Annotated in this window: 20 protein-coding genes; 9 read left to right on the top strand and 11 right to left on the bottom strand. The window is 73.9% G+C overall.

The features are described 5' to 3' along the window. Positions 1–204 carry a cold-shock protein gene (locus IO29_RS33890; RefSeq protein WP_030379203.1) on the top strand — a complete coding sequence of 68 codons (204 nt, stop codon included), beginning with the start codon at positions 1–3 and terminating at the stop codon, positions 202–204. A 213-nt stretch (positions 205–417) separates the two neighbouring features. Then, positions 418–1,923 carry a DEAD/DEAH box helicase gene (locus IO29_RS33885; RefSeq protein ID WP_030379202.1) on the top strand — a complete coding sequence of 502 codons (1,506 nt, stop codon included), beginning with the start codon at positions 418–420 and terminating at the stop codon, positions 1,921–1,923. Positions 1,924–2,335: 412 nt separating this feature from the next. Here the strand turns inward: IO29_RS33885 and IO29_RS33880 are convergent, their stop codons facing one another. The 4 genes from IO29_RS33880 to IO29_RS33865 all read right to left on the bottom strand — a co-directional run bounded on the left by IO29_RS33880 (position 2,336) and on the right by IO29_RS33865 (position 6,539). Beyond that, on the bottom strand, positions 2,336–3,586 hold the full coding sequence (locus IO29_RS33880; RefSeq protein WP_030379201.1) for a cation:proton antiporter: 1,251 nt from the start codon (positions 3,584–3,586) through the stop codon (positions 2,336–2,338). Between the two features lie 6 nt (positions 3,587–3,592). After that, entirely contained in the window at positions 3,593–4,078 is a 486-nt protein-coding gene (locus tag IO29_RS33875; RefSeq protein ID WP_234307473.1) for a cation:proton antiporter regulatory subunit, read from the bottom strand. A 176-nt stretch (positions 4,079–4,254) separates the two neighbouring features. Further along, complete coding sequence (locus IO29_RS33870; protein WP_030379199.1) at positions 4,255–5,634, bottom strand: APC family permease; 1,380 nt, start codon at positions 5,632–5,634, stop codon at positions 4,255–4,257. Further along, the gene (locus IO29_RS33865; RefSeq protein WP_030379198.1) at positions 5,631–6,539 is read right to left on the bottom strand and encodes a carbon-nitrogen hydrolase family protein; all 909 of its coding nucleotides are present in this window, start codon (positions 6,537–6,539) and stop codon (positions 5,631–5,633) included. Before IO29_RS33865 ends, IO29_RS33870 begins: the two co-directional genes overlap by 4 nt. 94 nt (positions 6,540–6,633) lie before the next feature. Between IO29_RS33865 and IO29_RS33860 the strand changes: the two genes are divergently transcribed. The 4 genes from IO29_RS33860 to IO29_RS33845 all read left to right on the top strand — a co-directional run bounded on the left by IO29_RS33860 (position 6,634) and on the right by IO29_RS33845 (position 11,340). After that, positions 6,634–7,239 carry a TetR/AcrR family transcriptional regulator gene (locus IO29_RS33860; RefSeq protein ID WP_030379197.1) on the top strand — a complete coding sequence of 202 codons (606 nt, stop codon included), beginning with the start codon at positions 6,634–6,636 and terminating at the stop codon, positions 7,237–7,239. Between the two features lie 243 nt (positions 7,240–7,482). After that, the gene (locus IO29_RS33855; protein WP_324608157.1) at positions 7,483–8,292 is read left to right on the top strand and encodes an ABC transporter ATP-binding protein; all 810 of its coding nucleotides are present in this window, start codon (positions 7,483–7,485) and stop codon (positions 8,290–8,292) included. Beyond that, positions 8,289–9,263, top strand: a complete 975-nt coding sequence (locus tag IO29_RS33850; RefSeq protein WP_030379195.1) for an ABC transporter substrate-binding protein — start codon at positions 8,289–8,291, stop codon at positions 9,261–9,263. The genes IO29_RS33855 and IO29_RS33850 overlap by 4 nt, the downstream gene beginning before the upstream one ends. A 4-nt stretch (positions 9,264–9,267) precedes the next feature. Further along, on the top strand, positions 9,268–11,340 hold the full coding sequence (locus tag IO29_RS33845) for an iron ABC transporter permease (RefSeq protein WP_030379194.1): 2,073 nt from the start codon (positions 9,268–9,270) through the stop codon (positions 11,338–11,340). A 130-nt stretch (positions 11,341–11,470) separates the two neighbouring features. Here IO29_RS33845 and paaE read toward each other — a convergent pair whose 3' ends face one another. Genes paaE through paaA form a run of 5 tightly spaced genes read right to left on the bottom strand, consistent with a single transcriptional unit; the run spans position 11,471 to position 15,265 of the window. After that, positions 11,471–12,592: a 1,2-phenylacetyl-CoA epoxidase subunit PaaE gene (paaE, locus tag IO29_RS33840; protein WP_030379193.1), complete on the bottom strand. Its 1,122-nt coding sequence runs from the start codon at positions 12,590–12,592 to the stop codon at positions 11,471–11,473. After that, positions 12,592–13,122 carry a 1,2-phenylacetyl-CoA epoxidase subunit PaaD gene (gene paaD, locus IO29_RS33835; RefSeq protein ID WP_030379192.1) on the bottom strand — a complete coding sequence of 177 codons (531 nt, stop codon included), beginning with the start codon at positions 13,120–13,122 and terminating at the stop codon, positions 12,592–12,594. The genes paaE and paaD overlap by 1 nt, the downstream gene beginning before the upstream one ends. Further along, positions 13,119–13,958, bottom strand: a complete 840-nt coding sequence (paaC, locus tag IO29_RS33830) for a 1,2-phenylacetyl-CoA epoxidase subunit PaaC (protein WP_030379191.1) — start codon at positions 13,956–13,958, stop codon at positions 13,119–13,121. The genes paaD and paaC overlap by 4 nt, the downstream gene beginning before the upstream one ends. Positions 13,959–13,967: 9 nt before the next feature. Next, positions 13,968–14,270 (bottom strand): 1,2-phenylacetyl-CoA epoxidase subunit PaaB, encoded by a 303-nt coding sequence (paaB, locus tag IO29_RS33825; RefSeq protein ID WP_030379190.1) that lies wholly within the window; start codon positions 14,268–14,270, stop codon positions 13,968–13,970. Further along, positions 14,267–15,265, bottom strand: a complete 999-nt coding sequence (paaA, locus tag IO29_RS33820; RefSeq protein WP_030379189.1) for a 1,2-phenylacetyl-CoA epoxidase subunit PaaA — start codon at positions 15,263–15,265, stop codon at positions 14,267–14,269. The genes paaB and paaA overlap by 4 nt, the downstream gene beginning before the upstream one ends. Before the next feature lie 291 nt (positions 15,266–15,556). On the opposite strand from paaA, the gene paaI reads away from it, so the two are divergent. Next, on the top strand, positions 15,557–15,982 hold the full coding sequence (gene paaI / locus IO29_RS33815; RefSeq protein ID WP_051707515.1) for a hydroxyphenylacetyl-CoA thioesterase PaaI: 426 nt from the start codon (positions 15,557–15,559) through the stop codon (positions 15,980–15,982). Continuing rightward, positions 15,979–17,325, top strand: coding sequence for a phenylacetate--CoA ligase PaaK (gene paaK / locus IO29_RS33810; protein WP_030379187.1), 1,347 nt, complete (start codon positions 15,979–15,981; stop codon positions 17,323–17,325). The genes paaI and paaK overlap by 4 nt, the downstream gene beginning before the upstream one ends. A 16-nt stretch (positions 17,326–17,341) precedes the next feature. On the opposite strand, the gene IO29_RS33805 is transcribed toward paaK, so the two are convergent. Further along, positions 17,342–18,406, bottom strand: coding sequence for a sodium:calcium antiporter (locus IO29_RS33805; RefSeq protein WP_030379186.1), 1,065 nt, complete (start codon positions 18,404–18,406; stop codon positions 17,342–17,344). Between the two features lie 248 nt (positions 18,407–18,654). Further along, on the bottom strand, positions 18,655–19,107 hold the full coding sequence (locus IO29_RS33800) for an ATP-binding protein (protein WP_030379185.1): 453 nt from the start codon (positions 19,105–19,107) through the stop codon (positions 18,655–18,657). A gap of 142 nt (positions 19,108–19,249) precedes the next feature. Between IO29_RS33800 and IO29_RS33795 the strand changes: the two genes are divergently transcribed. Then, complete coding sequence (locus tag IO29_RS33795; protein WP_030379184.1) at positions 19,250–20,194, top strand: hypothetical protein; 945 nt, start codon at positions 19,250–19,252, stop codon at positions 20,192–20,194. Positions 20,195–20,424: the final 230 nt, after the last annotated feature.

Below are 20,424 nucleotides of genomic sequence, written 5' to 3'. Positions count from 1 at the left end.
ATGGCATCTGGCACCGTGAAGTGGTTCAACTCGGAAAAGGGTTTCGGCTTCATCGAGCAGGACGGTGGCGGCGCTGACGTGTTCGCCCACTACTCGAACATCGCCACCTCCGGCTTCCGTGAGCTTCAGGAGGGCCAGAAGGTGACCTTCGACGTCACGCAGGGCCAGAAGGGCCCGCAGGCCGAGAACATCGTTCCTGCCTGACGCCGACGCGTTCTGCACGGCTGGGACCCGCACTCTCGGGGTGCGGGTCCCAGCCCGTTGTGTGTTCTCCGCAGTTCCATTCCGTCGGGCGTCCGTCCGACGTCTCTTCGGCTCATTCTTGCGATTCCCCCACGGCCGGTCACGGCCGGTCGACGGCGCCCGCGGGTGCCTCGGGAATTCCTCGATACGTGCCGCATCGAGGAAGGCCCCCGCATGAATCGTCCTGCCCGTACCGACAATCGTTCCGCCCGGAGCCGCCGTCCCCGTCCGCAGCGGGCGGGTGGTCAGGGCTCCGGGTCCCCGCAGCGCTCGGGGGGCCAGGGATCCGGCTCCAACCGCGGTGGCCGCGGCGGACGTACGGCCGCAGCGCACGGCGAGTTCGCGCTGCCGACGACGATCACGCCGGCGCTGCCGCCGGTCGAGACGTTCGCCGACCTCGGCCTGCCCGCGCGGCTGCTGGCCACCCTCACCTCCCAGGGCGTGACCGCGCCCTTCCCGATCCAGGCCGCGACGCTGCCGAACTCGCTGGCCGGGCGGGACGTACTGGGCCGCGGGCGGACGGGGTCGGGCAAGACCCTGGCCTTCGGGCTCGCCCTGCTGGCCCGTATGCACGGACAGCGGGCGGAGCCCCGGTATCCGCTGGCGCTCGTCCTCGTCCCCACCCGTGAGCTGGCCCAGCAGGTCACGGCCGCCCTCACCCCGTACTCCCGCGCGCTCGGGCTGCGGCTCACCACGGTGGTCGGCGGCGTGTCGCTCGGCCGGCAGTCGAGCGCGCTGCGCGCCGGGGCGGAGGTCGTCGTCGCCACGCCCGGGCGGCTCAAGGACCTCATCGACCGCGACGACTGTCGGCTGGACAGTGTCGCCCTCACCGTCCTGGACGAGGCCGACCAGATGACCGACATGGGGTTCATGCCCCAGGTCACCGCGCTGCTCGACCGGACCCGTCCGGACGGACAGCGGCTGCTGTTCTCGGCGACGCTCGACCGCAACGTCGACCGGCTCGTGCGGCGCTATCTGCACGACCCGGTGGTCCACTCGGTGGACCCGGCGGCGGGTGCGGTGACCACGATGGAGCACCATCTGCTCCACGTCGACGACGAGGACAAGCACGCCACGACGGCGCGGATCGCCGCGCGCGACGGGCGCGTGATCATGTTCCTCGACACCAAGCACGCGGCGGACCGGCTGGCCAAGAAGCTGCTGGCGGTCGGGGTGCGGGCGGCGGCGCTGCACGGGGGCAAGTCCCAGTCGCAGCGCACGCGGACACTGGCCCAGTTCAAGGACGGGCACGTCACCGCGCTGATCGCGACGAACGTCGCGGCGCGCGGGATCCACGTCGACGACCTCGATCTCGTCGTCAACGTCGACCCGCCGGGCGACCACAAGGACTATCTGCACCGGGGCGGGCGTACGGCGCGGGCGGGTGAGTCCGGCACGGTGGTGACGCTCGTGCTGCCGCACCAGCGGCGGGAGATGTCGCGGCTGATGGCGGATGCGGGGATCACCCCGCGGACGACGCGGGTGTCCGCGGGCGAGCCCGCGGAACTGGAGCAGATCACGGGGGCGCGGGAGCCGTCGGGTGTGCCGGTCGTTGTCGCGGCGCCGGCCGCGGCGCCGGAACGCCGGCGGAGCACGTCCCCCCGCCGTGGCCGCCGCGGCGGCGGCGGAACCCGCGCCGGTGGCTCCGGCGGCGGCGCGGGGGGCGGCCGGCGCGGCTGACCCCCGCGCTGCGCGCGCGGCGCGACAGGGCCCGGGGGTGCGTGCGGTTCGGCGCCCGCGGGCCCGCCGTGGCTGGTCGCGCCCCTGACGGGGCGCGGCGCGCGCACGCGACACAGCTCGGGAGCGCGTGCGGCTCGGCGACCGCGGGCCCATCGTGGCTGGTCGCGCAGTTCCTCGCGCCCCCAAGGGTGCACGGCGCCGTGGAGTGCCCAGGACAGTACCCTCGCACGGCTCAGCCCTCTGAAAAGGCCAGCCCCTACGCACCCAGGGGCGCGGGGAATTGCGCGACCAACCCCCACCGGCCCGCACCATCCCACTCAGACGCCCACCCCCACCCGCCCAGGGGCGCGGGGGACTGCGCATCCAGCCCGCACCGCCCCGCACCCCCGGTGCAAAGGGGGCGCACCCCGTGTTACGGGTGGGCCGCCGTGTCTTCCGGGGTGTCCAGCGACTCGTGGGGGCGCGGACCCCCCACCCCCGCGTCGCCACGGTTCGCGGGGGCACGCCGGCGCCCCGTGATCCGCAACGCGACCGGCTCCGTGAAGCGTGCCGTGAGCGGGCCCACGATCACCAGGATGAGTACGTACGCCGTGGCCAGCGGCCCGAGCGACGGTTCGATGCCGGCCGTCACCGCGAGCCCGGCGATGACGATGGAGAACTCACCGCGGGCGACGAGCGTGCCGCCCGCACGCCAGCGCGCCCCCGCCGAGACCCCGGCCCGCTTCGCGGCCCAGTACCCCGTGGCGATCTTCGTCAGCGCGGTGACCACCGCCAGCGCGAGCGCCGGCAGCAGTACCGGCGGAATGCTGGAGGGGTCGGTGTGCAGGCCGAAGAAGACGAAGAAGACGGCCGCGAAGAGGTCCCGCAGCGGCGCGAGGAGATGGTGCGCGCCCTCGGCGACCTCGCCCGAGAGCGCGATGCCCACCAGGAACGCGCCGACCGCCGCCGACACCTGCAACTGCTGCGCCAGCCCGGCGATCACCAGCGTGAGCCCGAGCACCACCAGCAGCAGCTTCTCCGGGTCGTCGCTGGAGACGAACCGGGAGACCAGCCGCCCGTACCGCACGGCGAGGACGAGGACCAGCCCGGCGACGCCGAGCGCGACGGCCAGGGTGAGGCTGCCGGCCGCGAGGCCGGACCCGGCGAGCAGCGCGGTGACGATGGGCAGGTAGACGGCCATCGAGAGGTCCTCGAGGACGAGGATGCTCAGGATCGTCGGCGTCTCGCGGTTGCCGAGCCGTCCGAGGTCGCCGAGGACCTTGGCGATGACCCCGGAGGAGGAGACCCAGGTGACCCCGGCGAGCACGACCGCCGCCACCGGCCCCCAGCCGAGCAGCAGCGCGGCGACGGCGCCCGGCATGGCGTTGAGCGCGGCGTCGACGAGCCCGGCGGGGTACTGCGTCTTGAGGTTGGAGACCAGGTCACTGGCCGTGTATTCGAGGCCGAGCATGAGCAGCAGCAGGATGACGCCGATCTCGGCACCGATCGCCACGAACTCCTCGCTGGCGCCGAGCGGCAGCAGCCCGCCCTGCCCGAAGGCGAGACCGGCCAGCAGATAGAGCGGGATGGGCGAGAACTGGAAGCGGGCGGCGAACCGGCCGAGCAGGCCGAGGCCGAGGATGATGCTGCCGAACTCGATGAGGAAGACAGGAGAGGAGTGCACAGGCGCTCACTCCCGTCCGAGTATGACCGCGGCGGCATCGACCCCTTCGCGGGTGCCGATCATGATGAGGATGTCTCCGCCCGCCAGCCGGAAGTCCGGGGTGGGCGACGGGATCGCCTCGGCAAGGCGCAGGACGGCGACGATGGAGACGCCGGTCTCGGTGCGCATCCGGGTGTCCCCCAGCAACCGCCCGTTCCAGTACGAGGTGGCCGCGAGCTCGATGCGCTCGGCCACCAGTCCGAGTTCGGTGGTGGAGAGCAGGCTGGGGCTCTGGTGGGCGGGCCGCAGGGCGTCGATGAGCGCCTCCGCCTCCCCCGCGGTGAGCCGCGCGGACAGGGCGCAGGCGTCGGGGTCGTCCGTGCGGTAGGCGCTCAGGGTCCGTGCGCCGTCGCGGTGGGCCACCACCGAGAGCCGCCGCCTCTCCCGTGTCGTCAGGTCGTACCGCACACCGATTCCCGGCAACGGCGTACTGCTCAGGCGTGGAGCACCCACCACTGACCCCCTCCATGTTTTTGAGATCTCTTGGTGCAATCTTGATCAACAGTCTACCTATCGAGATCAAGTTGCGGGGTGCACGCACCTATCGGGCACATGAAGGGCGCGCGGCACGGCGAGGCCCCGGAGGGTCGCTCCGGGGCCTGCGGGGGGTGTGGTCGGGCGCCGTCGGGTCACTCCGGCGCGGTCACGCGGGTCCCCTCGGAGGAGGTCTCCTCCAGGTGGAGCTCCGGCGGCTCCTGGCGCAGCCCGCGGGTCAGGACGCACAGGTAGACGATGCCGAGGACCAGCCAGCCCAGGCCGAGCAGGACGGCGGTGTGGCTGAGCTTGGTGAGCAGGTAGATGTCGGCGGCGGCGCCGAGGACCGGGAGGACGGCGTGGGTGAGCACGGACCGGTGGTTGCCGGAGCGCCGGTGCCGGACCCAGGCGGTCAGGACGCAGACGTTGACCAGGGTGAAGGCCAGGAAGGCGCCGAAGTTGATGAACGAGGTGGCCGTCTCCAGCGAGAGCTGGGTGGCGAAGAGGCCGATCACCGCGATGAGCAGCAGATTGAACAGCGGGGTGCGCAGCCTCGGGTGCAGCGTGCCGAAGGTGCGGCGGGGCAGGACGCCGTCGCGCCCCATGACGTACATCAGCCGGCTGGTGCTGGCCTGGATGGCGACGCAGGAGGCCATGCCGCCGACGAGGGTGATGGCGTTGAGGATGTTGGCGAAGCCCTTGCCGCCGGCCTGGATCGCCACCTCGTAGCCCGCGGTGGACTCGTCGCCGAAGACGGCACCGGGGTGCACCCATTGCAGCAGCAGCGAGAGGACGAAGAAGATGCCGCCGCCGACGATCACGGTGAGCAGGATGCCGCGGGGGACGTTGCGCTGGGGGTCGCGCACCTCCTCGCTGAGGGTGCTGATCGCGTCGAAGCCGAGGAAGGAGTACGCGGCGATCGCGGCGGCGGCGGTGACGGTGCCGACGGAGGCCGCCGGGTTCCACAGCGCGTGCCCCCCGTCGGAGGCGGAGGAGCCGCCCAGGGTGTGCACGCAGACCACGACGAGCGCGAGCAGGCCGAGGCTGGTCAGTCCGAGCAGCACCTTGTTGACGCGGTCGGCCAGCACGATGCCCAGCGCGTTGACGAGGGTGGTGACGGCGATGACGACGACCAGCCAGGCCCAGGTCGGCAGCGCCGGGAACTGCACATGGAGGTAGAGGGCCTGGATCAGCCAGGCGACCATGGGCAGGAAGAGGTAGTCCAGCAGCAGGGCCCAGCCCGCGAGGAAGCCGATGCGGGAGCCGAGGAGCTTGCGGGCGTAGGTGTAGACCGAGCCGGAGGCGGGGTAGTCGCGGGCCAGCTTGCCGTAGCTGAGCGCGGTGAGCGTCATGGCCACGGTGGCGACGAGGTACGCGGTGGGCGCGACGCCGCCGGAGGTGCCCGCGATGACGCCGAACGTCGACACCACGATGGCCGGTGCCATGTAGGCCAGGCCGAAGACGACGAGGGACAGCAGGCCGAGCTTGGGCACCAGGCGACCGGACGTCGTCCCGGTCTCGGGGGTGGTGGTCATGAGGCTTCGTGCCGTTCCGTGAGGGGTGAGCCGCCGTGGCCGGCTCCCCAGGTGCTGGGTTCAATCCTGCCGGAGTAGAGCGGCAGGTCGAGTGCGGCGTCGCCGGGCCGGAACTGCTCCCATGGACGGTTGAGCCCCGCGGTGCCGTACCGGCGGACGCGGGCGGTCTCGCCGAGGTCGATGACGTCGGTCAGGACGCAGTCGTCGGCGCCCGGGGCGTGGACGCGGACGCGGCCCTCGGGGTCCACGAGGAGGCTGCGCCCCACCCCGGTGGGGGTGGCGGCGTTGACGCTGGCGACGAACACCTGGTTGGTGAGGGCGTTGGCGCGGGCCAGGACGGTCTCCTGCTCGCGGTCGCTGGTGGGCGTCTGGACGACGTTGAGGATCAGCTCGGCGCCCAGGTGGGCGAGGTTGCGGGTGATCTCCGGGAACCAGGCGTCGTAGCAGATGGTCAGGCCGACGCGGCCGTACTCGCCCATCTGGAAGACGACGAACTCGGTGCCGGGCGTGACCCTCTCGTAGGGGCGCCAGGGGCAGATCTTGCGGTACGCGGCCACCCGGCGGCCCTCGGGCGAGTACACCGGGGCGGTGTTGTAGATGTTCCCGTCCGCGCCCCGCTCGTACAGGCTGCCCGGGGCGAGCCAGACACCGAGGTCACCGGCGAGCTCGCCGAGCCGCCGGTCGAGGGGGCCGTCGAGCGGCTGGGCCAGTTCCTCGGGGGCCGGTCCGTCCTCGCCGGGGACGGTGCCGGGGGCGGCCGTGGCGAGGTGGAGCTCGGGGTGGACGTACAGGCGTACTGCCGGCCGCTGCCGCGCCAGTCGCTCCAGACCGGAGGCGAAGGTGTCGAGGTTCCCGGCCGGGGGCGCGGGGGCCTGGACGAGCGCGAGAGGGAGGGGTGAGGCCATGGGGAACTGCCTTCCGTGATTCGTTAAACGAAGTTTGATTAACGAACACCGGGGCGTCAAGAGGTCGTACCGGAGGCCGTGAGAGGATGACCGCATGCCGCGTCCCCGCAACCAGACCGCCCGACGCGCACAGCTGGTGCAGGCCGCGACACAGACCGTGCTCGAACGCGGGGTGACGAACGCGCGACTGCGCGACATAGCGGCCCAGGCGGGACTGACCCCGGCCTCGGTCCTGTACTACTACCCGGACATCAACGACCTGCTGGTCGCCGTGTTCGAACAGGGCACCGACACCTACGTCCTGCGGCGCCGCGCGGCGGTGGAGGCGTGCGACACCGCGTGGGCGCGGCTCTCGGCGTGCGTCGCGTCCGGCATCCCGTTCCCCGGCGAGGCCGAGACGACCAGCCGGCTGCTGTACGAGCTGCTGCCCGTCGCCTTCCGGGTGGAGGCCGCCGCCGCGCGCAACACCGCCTTCCTCGCCCAGCAGACCGGCCTCTACCAGCAGGTGCTGGAGGAGGGCGCGGCCTCGGGCGACTTCCGCCTGGCCGCCCCCGCCGACTTCCTCGCCCGGTCCTTCGTCGCCCTGGAGGACGGGTACGGCATCGACGTCCTCTCCGGGGTGGCGACGGCCGAGGAGGTCGAACAGCGGCTGCTGCGCCATGCGCGACTGATGACGGGGATGCCCGAGCCGGGCGAGTGACGCCCTCCGGGCGGCGACGCCCCTCAACCAGCCCGACGGCGAACGGAGTTGGGCGCTCCCGCACTCGACACCGGCCCCCACCTGGGACTCTCGCCCCACGGCGCCCGCCTCGCGCCCCGTTCCAGAACGTGACCCACCCGTTCGAAGAATGAGTAAGGGTAGGCTAACCTTCGTCGCGTGACTTCAGGTGACGCGCCCGCCGCGGGCTTCCCTTCGCGCGGCCATGAACTGACGGCCCGAGAGATGACCGTGGCGTACGACGGCGTCGACGTCGTCCACGCCGCGGGCCTCACCCTGCGCCCCGGCGAGGTGACCGCGCTGGTGGGCCCGAACGGGAGCGGCAAGTCCACGCTCCTGCGCACGCTGGCCCGTCTCCAGCGGCCCCGCACCGGCACGCTCGCCCTCGACGCCCCGGACGAGGACGCGCCCGCCGACGGACTCGCCCTCAGCGCACGGGAGTTCGCCCGCCGGGTCGCCCTGCTCACCCAGGGCCGGCCCACCCCGAGCGGCCTCACCGTCCGCGATGTCGTCACCTTCGGCCGCTACCCCTACCGGGGGCGCTGGGGCCGCCCCGACCCCGGCGGGGCGGCCGCCGTCGACCGCGCGCTCGCCCTGACCGGCGTCACCGCGCTCGCCGACCGCGGCGCCGACCACCTCTCCGGCGGACAGCTCCAGCGCGTCTGGCTCGCGAGCTGTCTCGCCCAGGAGACCGGCGTCCTCCTGCTCGACGAGCCCACCACCTACCTCGATCTGCGCTATCAGGTCGAACTCCTCGACCTGATCCGTGATCTGGCCGACGATCACGGCATCGCCGTCGGCGTGGTCCTGCACGACCTCGACCAGGCCGCCGCCGTCGCCGACCGGATCACCCTGCTCGGCGCGGGCCGCGTGCTCGCCGACGGCACCCCCGAGGACGTCCTCACCCCCGACCTGCTGACCCGTACCTACGGCATCCGCATCGAGGTCGGCACCGACCCCCTCACCGGCCGGCTGCGCACCCGCGCGCTCGGCCGCCACCACACCCGCAGTGAAAGGCTCCACGCCCCGTCATGAGACGCTCCCTCGCCCTCGCCGCCTCCGGCACCCTCGCGGCCCTCGCCCTGACCGCCTGCGGCACCACCGAACCCGCCGCCGACACCAGGGCGAAGACCGCCGAGAAGATCTCGCTCACCGACGCGAGCGGCACCAAGGTCACCCTCGACGGCCCGGCGAAGCGGGTCGTCGGCACCGAGTGGAACGCCGTCGAGAGCCTGGTCTCGCTCGGGGTCGACCCCGTCGGCGCCGCCGACGTCAAGGGCTACAAGGCCTACGACTCCGCCGTCCCGCTGAAGAACAGCCCCAAGGACATCGGCACCCGCGGCGAACCCAGCACCGACACGATCGCCTCGCTCCACCCCGACCTCGTCGTCGCCACCACCGACCTGTCCGCCTCCGTCCTCGAGCAGCTTCGCGAGGTCGCCCCCGTCCTCACGCTGCGCTCCGCCGACGCCGCCGACCCGATCGGGCAGATGGAGGACAACCTCGACCTCGTCGCGAAGGCCACCGGCACCACGGCCAAGGCCGCCGAGGTGAGGAAGGCGTTCGACGCCAAGGTCGCCGAGGGCAGGAAGGCGCTGGCCGACGCGGGGCTCGACGGGGCGAAGTACGCCTTCGCCGACGGCTACGTCGTCTCGAATCAGGTGACGATCCGTCCGTACACCAGCGGCTCCCTCATCGGCGCGGTCAGCGAGGAGATCGGCCTCAAGAACGCCTGGACGCTCAAGGGCGACAAGAACTACGGCCTCGCCAGCACAGACGTGGAGGGACTGACCGGCCTCGGTGACGTGCGGTTCGCGTATCTCTCCAACGACAGCGACGGCGACGACCCGTTCGCGGACGGTCTGGCGAAGAACTCCGTGTGGAAGTCCCTGAAGTTCGTCAAGGCGGACCACGTGAGCCGGCTGCCCGACGGCATCTGGATGTTCGGCGGCCCGGAGTCGATGGTGGCGTACATCGACGCCGTCGTCGGCGCACTGACGAAGTAGCGCCGTGACCGTCACCGCGCCCCCACCCGTCACCCGCCCACAGGCCGCCGCCGCGCCCCGGACCGCCGGCGCCGCGGCGGTGACCGCCGCGCTCGCGCTCCTGGTCGTGGCGTTCGCCGTCGTCGACCTCACCCAGGGCACGGCCGCGGTCGGCCCGGCGGAGGTGTGGAAGGCGCTGACCGGCCGCGCCGACGCCGGCGACGCCTCCGTCGTCGTCGCCTCCCGGCTGCCGCGGGCCGCCGCCGGACTGCTCGTCGGCGCCGCCCTCGGCATGGCGGGCGCCGCGCTCCAGGCGGTCAGCCGCAATGTGCTGGCCGCGCCCGACACCCTTGCCGTGAACGCCGGTTCGTACCTCGCGCTCGGTGTGGTCACCGTCAGCGGGGTCTCCCTGCCGCTGGTCGCCTCCTCGGGCGTGGCGTTCGCCGGCGGGCTCGCCGCGGCGGCCGTCGTCCTCGGCCTGTCCGGGCCGGGCGGGGGCACCGTCCGGCTGGTCCTGGCGGGCAGCGCCCTCGCCCTCGGACTGACCTCCGTCACCCAGGGGTTGCTGCTGCTGTTCCCGCAGCGCACCGAGGGCCTCTACCAGTGGAACCAGGGCAGCATCAGCCAGAACGGCTTCGACGGCGTGCTCCAGATGCTGCCGGTGGCGCTGACCGGTGCCGTCGGACTGCTTCTGGTGGCGCGCCGGGTCGACGCCCTCGCGCTCGGCGACGACGCCGCGCGCGGGCTCGGCGTTCCGGTGCGGGGCACGCGGGTCACGGTGGTCCTGCTCGCCGCGCTGCTCTCGGCGGCCGCGGTGACGCTCGCCGGACCCTTCGGGTTCGTCGGGCTGTGCGCCCCGGCGCTCGTCCGGCCGCTGGCCCGCCGCCACCGGGCGTTCACCCGGGCCCGGGCGCTCGTGCCCGTCGCCGGGCTGGCCGGGGCGGGGCTCGTCCTCGGCTCGGACGTGCTGCTGCGCGCCGTCGTCTCCGCGCGGCTCGCCGTGGCCGTGCCGACGGGGGTCGTCACCGCCGTCGTCGGCGCGGTGTTCCTGGTCGGGATGGCCCTGCGGGTCAAGGACACCGCCTCGGCGGGCGCGCCGGACCGGTTGCGGATCCCGAGCCGGGCGGTGTTCGCCGCGACAGTGGCCGGGCTCGCGGTCGTCCTCGTCGTGGTGGTGGTCGCCGCCGTGCTCCTCGGCGACTCCAAGCTGCTCCTCGGCGACGTCGTCAACTGGGCGCAGGGCAGGGCGGGTCGCACGGTCTCCTACGTCTTGGACACCCGGGTCCCGCGCGTGCTCGCCGCGCTTCTCGCGGGGGCGGCGCTGGCGCTGTCCGGCACCCTGGTGCAGGCCGTCACCCGCAATCCGCTCGCCGAGCCCGGCGTCCTCGGCGTCACCGGCGGGGCCGCGCTCGGCGCCGTCGCGCTGGTCACCTCGGTGCCGGCGGCGGGGGCGTGGGGGGTGGCCGGGGCGGCGTTCGCGGGGGCGGCCGTCACGGCGGTCGTCGTGTTCGGGCTCGCCGCGCGGGGCGGGTTCCCGCAGCACCGGCTGGTGCTCGTCGGCGTCGGTGTGTCCGCCGGTACGACGGCGCTGATCAGCCTGCTCATCGTGCTGACCGACCCGTTCAACGCGACGAAGGCGCTGACCTGGCTGTCCGGTTCGACGTACGGCCGCACGCTGCCGGACGCGCTGCCGGTGGCGGCGGTGCTGGTGCTGGGACTCGTGGTGGCCGTGGTCCGGCGGGCCGAGCTGGACCTGGTCTCGATCGACGACGACACGCCCGGGCTCCTGGGCCTGCGCCTCGGTCCGGCCCGGCTGGGCCTCCTCGCGCTCGCCGTGCTGCTGAGCGCGACGGCGGTCGCCGCGGCGGGCACGATCGGCTTCGTCGGCCTGGTCGCCCCTCACGCCGCCCGCTCCCTGGTGGGCCGCCGGCATGTGCGGGTCGTGCCGGTCGCGGTACTGCTGGGCGCGGCCCTGGTCTGCGTGGCGGACGTCCTGGGCCGCACGGTGATCGCCCCGGCGCAGCTCGGGGCGGGTCTGATGACAGCGGTGGTCGGGACGCCGTACTTCCTGTACCTGCTGGTACGGGGGCGGCGGTGACGGACGGCGCCCAACAGGTCGGGGCTGCGGGGGCGTCGTGGCTTGTCGCGCGGTTCCCCGCGCCCCTGAGGGGGGCGCGGGGAACCGCGCGATCTTCCGGGGGTCCGGAGGCGGAGCGCCCGCCCTCCCCTCACCCGTCGTAATCCACCGTCAGTTCCTCCGTCACCGGATAGCTCTGGCACGTCAGGACGTACCCCGCCTCCACCTCCCCCGGCTCCAACGCGTAGTTGCGCCGCATGTCGACCGACCCCGCCGTCACCCGCGCCCGGCACGTCCCGCACACACCGCCCTTGCAGGCGAACGGAAGGTCCGGGCGAACCCTCGCCGCGGAGTCCAGCACCGTCACCCCCCGCGGCAGCACCGACGTCGTCGCCCGCCCGTCGAGCACGACGGTGACCCGGCTGACGGGCCCGTCGACGGACACCTCCTCGTGACGCACAACCCGCACCGGCTCGTCGTCCGCGTAGAACAACTCCTGGTGCACCCGCTCCCCCGCCACACCCAGCCCGGCCAGCACCGACCGGGCGTCGCGCACCATCCCGTGCGGCCCGCAGAGCCACCAGTGCCCCACGCTCTCCACATCCACCAGCGCCCCGACCAGCGTGCCGAGCCGCGCCGCGTCCAGCCGCCCCGAGAACAGCTCGGCCTCGCGCGGCTCCCGGGAGAGGACGTGGGCGAGCTGGAACCGGGTGGGGTGCAGATCCTTCAGGTCGGCCAGCTCGTCCGCGAACATCACCGAGCCGGTACGGCGGTTGCCGTACAGGAGCGTGACGCGGGAACGGTCGTCGGCGGCGAGGACCGACTCCGCGATGGACAGCATCGGCGTGATGCCGGACCCGGCGGCGATCAGCACATGGTGGGCGGGCACGGTGAGGTCGGGGGTGAAGGCCCCGGTGGGGCCCATCACCTCGACCGTGTCGCCGGGCCGGACCTCATGGACCAGCCAGGAGGAGAAGAACCCGCCGGGCACCTCGCGCACAGCGATGCGCGGCGGAGCGCCGACGGGGGCGCAGATGGAGTACGAGCGCCGCTCGTCCCGCCCGTCGATCCGGCGGCGCAGGGTGAGGGACTGGCCGGGCGCGAAGGCGAACTCCTCGGCCAGTTCCCCGGGGATGTCGAAGCCGACGGCGACCGCGTCCTCGCACAGCCGTTCCACCGAGGCGACCCGCAACGGGTGGAAGGCGGGCCGGCGCCGGGGGCGGCGGGCCGTGGCGGTCGTTCCGGTCGCGCCCGCGGCGAGCACGTCGTCCATCAGATCTCCTTGAAGTGCTCGAACGGCTCCCGGCAGTCGAGACAGCGCCACAGCGCCTTGCACGAGGTGGAGCCGAACCGGGAGGTCTCCTCCGTGCGCGCCGAGCCGCAGCGGGGGCAGGGCACCGCGCGCCGCGTCGGGGACAGGGTGAGCGGTACGGGGCCGCTCGTGGGCCGGGGCGCCGGGCCGGGCGGGGCGATGCCGTGCGCGGCGAGCTTGCGGAGGCCCTCGGGGGTGATCCAGTCGGTGGTCCAGGGCGGGTCGAGGACGGTACGGACCTGGACGCGCGCGTGTCCGGCGGCGCGCAGCCGGGCGGCGACCTCGGCCCGCATCTCGGCCATCGCGGGGCAGCCGGAGTAGGTGGGGGTGAGGTCGGCGACGACCGTGCCGTCCTCCGCCACGCGCACGTCCCGCAGGACGCCGAGGTCGGCGAGGGTGAGCATGGGCAGCTCGGGGTCCGGCACCCGCGCGGCGATCCGCCGGGCGTCGGCCGCGGTCGTGCCGCGCGGGGGAAGGGTTCGCACGGTCACCACGCGGCTTCCGGGTGGGCGCGGGCCACACTCTGGAGTTCGGCGAGGAGCGGGGCGAGGTGCGCGGTGTGCGTGCCGTCGCGGCCGGCGCCGGGGAGGGCGGGTGCGTCGGGCATCGGCAGTCCGCCCGCCGCGGTGACCTGTGCGAGTACGGCGGTGACCTCCTCGCGTACGTCGCAGGCGGCGAAGAGTTCGCCGAGGTAGGGGCCGACCCCGTCCAGCGCGGTGCGCATCCGGCGGTGGGACTCCTCCGTGCCGTCCCCGAGCCGGACGGCCCACTCGGCGGCGTACTGCCGGTGGTAGGCCAGCTCCCTGGTGCCCTTGGCGGCGACGGCGGCGAGGACCGGGTCGGGCGAGGCGGTGAGCCGCTCGAACTCGGCGAGCCGCCAGCTCGAGAGCGCCAGCAGCCGCACGATCGTGAACGCGAAGTCCCCGTTCGGGAGTTCGGCCAGGCGGACGTTGCGGAAGCCGGCGGCGTCACGGAAGTAGGCGTAGGCGTCCTCTCCGCGTCCGGTGCCGTCGACCTGGCCGCAGCGCGCGTACAGCAGCCGGGCCTGGCCGAGCAGGTCGAGGCCGATGTTGGCGAGCGCGACCTCCTCCTCCAGCTCCGGGGCGCGGGTGGTCCATTCGGCGAGCCGCTGGGCGGAGACCAGCGCGTCGTCGGCGAGGGCCAGGCAGTGGGCGGCCAGTGCGGCGGTGTCGAGGCCGGCGGGCACGGCGGTGTCCACGCCGTGCAGCGGGTCCTCGAAGCCGGTGCCGAAGGCCCAGCGGGTGTCGCCCTCGGCGTCCTCGTCCGGTCCGCCCGCCAGGGACAGATAGACGTGGTCGTCGCTCATGCCCTGCTCCTAGATGTGGGGGACGTCGTCGGGAATGTCGTAGAAGGTGGGGTGGCGGTAGACCTTGTCGGCGCTCGGGGCGAAGAACGGGTCCCGTTCGTCGCGGGTGGAGGCGGTGATGAGGTCGCTGCGCACCACCCAGATGCTCACGCCCTCGTTGCGCCGGGTGTAGAGGTCGCGGGCGTGGGTGAGGGCCATGCGGTCGTCCGCCGCGTGCAGCGAGCCGACGTGCACGTGGTTCAGGCCGCGTTTGCCGCGCACGAACACCTCGTACAGCGGCCAGTCGCCCCTGGGGGCCGTGGTGTCGCTCATGCCGCCGCTCCTTCGCGGGTCCGGGCCGCCTGCTTGGCGGCGTGTGCCGCGGCCGCCTCGCGCACCCAGGCGCCCTCCTCATGGGCGGTGCGGCGGCGTTCCATCCGCTGGGCGTTGCAGGGGCCGTCGCCCTTGATGACGCGCGTCAGCTCGGCGAAGTCGGGGGTGCCGAAGTCGTAGCGGCCGCGCTCCTCGTTCCAGCGCAGCTCCGGATCGGGCAGGGTGACGCCGAGGGCGTCGGCCTGCGGGACCGTCATGTCGACGAACCGCTGCCGCAGTTCGTCGTTGCTGTGCCGCTTGATCTTCCAGGCCATGGACTGCGCGGAGTTGGGCGAGTTCTCGTCGGGCGGGCCGAACATCATCAGCGAGGGCCACCACCAGCGGTCCACCGCGTCCTGGACCATCTCCCGCTGGGCGTCGGTGCCGCGCGTCATGGTGCGCAGCAGTTCGTAGCCCTGCCGCTGGTGGAACGACTCCTCCTTGCAGACGCGGACCATGGCGCGCGCGTAGGGGCCGTAGGAGCTGCGGCAGAGGGGGACCTGGTTGCAGATCGCCGCGCCGTCCACGAACCAGCCGATGACGCCGACGTCGGCGAAGCTGAGCGTGGGGTAGTTGAAGATCGACGAGTACTTCTGGCGTCCTTCGAGCAGCCGCTGGTTCAGGTCGGCCCGGTCGACGCCGAGGGTCTCGGCCGCCGAGTACAGATAGAGGCCGTGCCCGGCTTCGTCCTGGACCTTGGCGAGCAGGATCGCCTTGCGGCGCAGCGAGGGGGCGCGGGTGATCCACTCGGCCTCGGGCTGCATGCCGATGATCTCCGAGTGCGCGTGCTGGGCGATCTGCCGGACCAGCGTCCTGCGGTAGCCGTCCGGCATCCAGTCGCGCGGCTCGATGCGCTGGTCGCGTGCGATCGTCGCGTCGAACCTCTCGGGGAGGTCCGCCGGCCCGGGGCCGGTGCCGCCGCCCGGCGCCGGCACGCCGGATTCCGTCCTGGTCATCTGCCCGCCTTCCACCGCGTGTGCCCCCTTGTCGCCCGAGGTCCGCACCTGCGCCAACCGACCGTTCGTTCGGTCCATAGTACGGTGCGCGCCCCGGGTCCTGGCAAGAGCGGAGGGGACGGGCTGCACCTCTTGACACCCTTCGACGTGGCTGGATTACATGGCCGTGCCGCACAGGACCGAATGGTCGGTCGGTGCGCACGGCAGGCGCTTGGCGGCCTCGGGCGGCACGGAGTGGGTGGCGGTACGGTGACGCGAAACGTACAGGCGGGGCCGGACCCCGCGCGGACGATGTTCGAGGCGGACGAGGCCTCCCGGCGGCTCGGCATCGAGGTCGTCGAGTACGGCGAGGGCAGCGCCGTCCTGCGCATGGCGGTGACGGCGTCGATGGTCAACGGACACGGCATCGCGCACGGCGGCTATCTGTTCCTCCTCGCCGACACGGCCTTCGCGTGCGCCTGCAACAGCCACGGCCCCGTGACCGTCGCGGCCGGGGCAGGCATCGACTTCGTCGCCCCGGCCCGCGAGGGCGACGTCCTCGTGGCCACCGCGCGGGAGCGCACCCGCTACGGCCGCAGCGGTCTGTACGACGTGAGCGTCCTGCGCGGCGACGAGCTGATCGCGGAGTTCCGCGGCCGCAGCCGCACGGTCGGGAGCACACGGGCGCCCGCCCCGCAGGACACCGGGGCCGGCGTCCGCACGGAGGAGGCACCATGAGCAGCGAGACCACGACCCCGGCGGCCGCCGGGCCCCGGCGCGGCCGGCCGCTCCCGGCGGAGCTGCGGGACGAGGCCGAGCGCATGTCCCGGGAGGAACTGCGCGACCTCCAGCTCACGCGGCTGCGGGCCACCCTGCGCCGCGCGTACGACCATGTGGAGCTGTACCGCAGGAAGTTCGACGCGGCCGGTGTCACCCCCGAGGACTGCCGCACCCTGGAGGACATCGCGCGGTTCCCGTTCACCACCAAGGCGGATCTGCGGGACACCTACCCCTTCGGGATGTTCGCCGTCCCCATGGCCGAGGTGCGCCGCGTCCACGCCTCCAGCGGGACCACCGGGCGCCCCACGGTGGTCGGGTACACCGAGCACGACCTCTCCGTCTGGGCGGACCTCGTCGCCCGCTCGATCCGCGCCGCCGGCGGCCGCGCGGGGCACAAGGTGCATGTCTCCTACGGGTACGGCCTGTTCACCGGCGGTCTCGGCGCGCACTACGGCGCCGAGCGGGCCGGCTGCACGGTCATCCCCGCCTCGGGCGGGATGACCGCGCGCCAGGTGCGGATCATCCAGGACTTCCGGCCCGAGATCATCATGATCACCCCGTCCTACATGCTCACCCTGCTCGACGAGTTCGAACGCCAGGGCATCGACCCGCGCTCCACCTCCCTGCGCGTGGGCATCTTCGGCGCCGAGCCGTGGACGGAGGAGATGCGCCGCGAGATCGAGGAGCGGCTCGATCTGCACGCCGTGGACATCTACGGGCTGTCGGAGGTGATGGGCCCCGGCGTCGCCCAGGAGTGCGTGGAGACCAAGGACGGGCTGCATGTGTGGGAGGACCACTTCCTGCCGGAGGTCGTCGACCCGGTGACGGACGCGGTGATGCCCGAGGGCGAGGGCGGCGAGCTGATCCTCACCTCGCTCACGCGCGAGGCGATGCCCGTCGTCCGCTACCGCACGCGGGATCTCACCCGGCTGCTGCCGGGGACGGCCCGTCCGGCCTTCCGCCGCATCGAGAAGATCACCGGGCGGTGTGACGACATGCTCATCCTGCGCGGTGTGAACGTGTTCCCCAGCCAGATCGAGGAGATCGTGCTGCGCACCCCCGGTGTCGCCCCGCACTTCCAGCTCCGGCTGACCCGGCGGGGCCGGCTCGACCACATGGCGGTCCAGGTGGAGGCCCGCCCCGGCACCCCGGCCGGGCAGCGCGCGGCGGCCGCCGGGGCGATCGCCCGGGGCATCAAGGACGACATCGGGCTGACGGCGGAGGTGACCGTCGTGGAGCCGGAGACGCTGGAGCGTTCGGTGGGCAAGATCCGCCGGGTCAGGGACCTGCGCGAGCACTGAGACGCGCCGCGGAGGGTCAGGTGGCGATGGTCGCCAGTCCCCCGATGCCGATCAGATAGATGACGAGGACGGCGACGCTGTCGACGCCCATCCGCCCGTACTGGCGGCGTGGCCGGAAGATCAGCCCGGCCATGTAGACGACGGTGAGGATGATGCCGAGCGCGGTGAGGTAGATGTCGGTGTCGTGCGCGGCCGGCAGGACGGGCTCGCCGGACACCAGCGCGGCGAGCAGGAACAGCACGGGCAGGAAGGCGTTGCCGCCGAAGATGTCGCTCATGGCGAGCTGGTAGTCGCCCAGCCGGGTGGAGGTCAGCCCGGTGCTGACCTCGGGCAGCGAGGTGGCCGCGGCCAGCACGGTGGCGCCGAACAGGATGCCGCTCAGGCCCTGCCGGGCGAAGAACTCCTCGCCGCTGCGCTCGATGACGACACCGGCGACCAGGGTGGCGAGCGCCGCGGCGCCGAAGATCAGGGCCGCGCGGCCCGTGCCCACGCCCTTCTTGGTCGCGGCCTTCTCCTTCTTGCCGCGCGAGTGACCGCGCGGCTCGGGCTGGGCGTCGGGCGCGTCCCCGCCCTCCCGCCAGGGCAGCCCGCGGCCCGCCCGGTTCAGCAGGACGAGGCCGATCACCCAGAGCAGGGCGATGGCGAGCGAGGCGGGGGCGAGCCCGCCGGCGTGCAGGCCGGGCGAGAGCTGGGTGCCCATGACCACCACGGCCAGCACGACCACCACCAGCGCGCCCTCCAGCACGAGTTGGAGGCCGGCCGCCATCCGGGTCAGCGGCGCGCGCGGCCGTACCCCGGCGGCGTCGAGGATCACCAGGACGACGGTTTGCAGGGCGATGCCGCCCAGGATGTTGCCGACGGCGACGTCGAGTTCGCCGGAGAGTGCCGCGCTCGCGGTGATGGCGATCTCGGGCAGGTTGGTCGCGATGGCCAGCAGGACGAGGCCGCCCAGCGCGCTGCCCAGGTGGAGGCGCTCGGCGAGCACGTCGGTGGTGTCGGACAGCTTGATGCCCGCGTACCAGATGGCGGCCGCGCTGGCGATGAACAGCACGAGCAGCACCGGTGAACTCAGTGATCCCATGCCGCGCCCAGTACCCGCTCGGGAGCGTCTCATGGGGGGGCCGGTGCAGCGCCCCCGAGTGACGCGGCGTCATGGCGGGGGCGGGGAGCGCGTGTGCGGGTTCCCCGCCCCCGCCATCCCGGCCCCGGGGGCTGCGCCCCGGACCCTCCGAAGGACCGCGCCCACGCGGCGGAGCCGCACACGGGCACTGCCCCGGCCCCGCCCCGGCCCCGGCCCCGGCCCCGGCCCCGGCCCCGGCCCCTGACGGCCTACCCGGTGGCGTCCTCCCCAAGGGCGATCGCGGCGATCGTGCGCTTGCCGACCGGCTCCCGGTGCACCTCGAAGCTCTGGCAGACGGCCATCACTATCTCCAGACCGTGTTGCCCGACCCGGCCCGGATCGGCCGCCTTGGCCACCGGCAGCACGGGGGCGCTGTCCCAGACGGTGATCTCCACCCGGTCGGCGTCCAGCCCCAGATCGACCAGGCAGGGCCCGGCCGCGTACTTGCAGGCGTTCGTCATCAGTTCGCTGACCACCAGCTGTGCCGTGCCCATCGCGCGTTCCGTCACCGGAAAGCCGTGCTCGGACTGCACCCGGGTCAGAAAGTCCCGGACCAGGTCGCGCGCCCGCGCGATGTCACCGGGTCTGCCTTCGTAGGCCGCCGATGCCCGCATCGGCCCGTCGTCCAGCAGCTGGTCCTCGTTCCGGGCAGCCCCGTCCATCCGATCCGCCCTCTTCCTGAGCTCTGACCGTTGTTCCAGAAGCCGTCTACCCACAAACTCGGCGGACACCAAGATTCCCTGAAGCCGTGATCCCCCGTTCACCGGCGTGCGGGACCGGCCGCCGCGGTGGAGGCTGAGACGCATGCGGGACAAGGGCGCGGACCCCGGGGGCGACGGCCGGAGCGGGGCGGAGCCGGCTCTCGACGAGCTGTACGCCACGCCACCGTCCGGCTTCGTCGCCCGGCGTACGGAGCTGGCCGCCGCCGCACGGGCCGACGGCCGCGCCGAGGACACCCGCCGGCTCCGTGCCGCGCGCCGCCCGACCCTGGGAGCCTGGGCGGCCAACCTGCTGCTGCGCGCGGAACCGGAGGAGAGCCGGCGGTTCCTGGAGCTGGGGCAGTCGCTGCGCGAGGCGTACCGCACGCTGGACGCCGCCGGGCTCAAGGACCTCTCCGCGCGCCGCCGGAGCGTGGTCGCCGCGCTGTCCGGGCAGGCCGTCCGGCACGCCGAGGAGGCCGGTCACCGGCTGTCGGACCCGGTGCGGCAGGAGGTCGAGGAGACCCTGCGCGCGGTGCTCGCCGACCCGGACGCGGCCGAGCGGTGGGCCGGCGGCCGGCTGGAGCGGGGGCTCGTCCCGCCGTCGGAGTTCCCCTCCGACGGGACGCCGGCCGGCCGCCCGGCCCCTCCCTCACCCGCACAACGGACGTCTTCGAAGCGCCCGCCCGCCGAGAAGGGGCCGGTCCGCGACGAGCTCGCCGAGCGGCGCCGGGCCCGGGAGCAGCGGCTCGCCCGGGCCCGGGAGGCCGCGCGGCAGGCCGAGGAGCGGCTGGGCGACCGGCGGGCGGAGGAGGCGGACAGCGGTGCGGAGCTGGCGCGGGCCGGGGAGCGCGTCGACGCGGCCCGGGAACAGGTGTCCGAGGCCGAGCGGGCGCTGCGCGGGGCGCGGGAGGAGCTGAAGCGGGCCGAGCGGGAGCGCCGGGGCGCGGAGGAGGCGCACGGGGCGGCGGCCGACGCCCTCGCCGACGCGGAACGGACGGCGCGCCGGGCCTCCCGGGAGCTGGAGCGGTCGGACCGGCCGCCCCGGTAGGCAGCCGGCGGGGTCGTCTCACCGGGCCGGCCGAGGTCGGCCGGGAGCGCACTGCCGAGATCCCCGGGGCCCCGGGAAGGCTCTTGGGGGGGGGCGGGGAAGCCCTGCCCCCGGGACCCGCAGGGACTCTTGGAGGTGCGGGGAACTCCGCGCCCAGCCCCGCACCGCCCGCACGGAACGACGCACGGGGCACGTCCGCCCGGAGGCGGCCGGGCCGCGAAGCCCCGGCG

This window comes from Streptomyces sp. NRRL F-6676 (assembly GCF_000725625.1).
Classification (GTDB): Bacteria; Actinomycetota; Actinomycetes; order Streptomycetales; family Streptomycetaceae; genus Streptomyces.
Note: the sequence above shows the minus strand (reverse complement) of the source record. Positions and strands in the feature narration are given on the sequence as shown.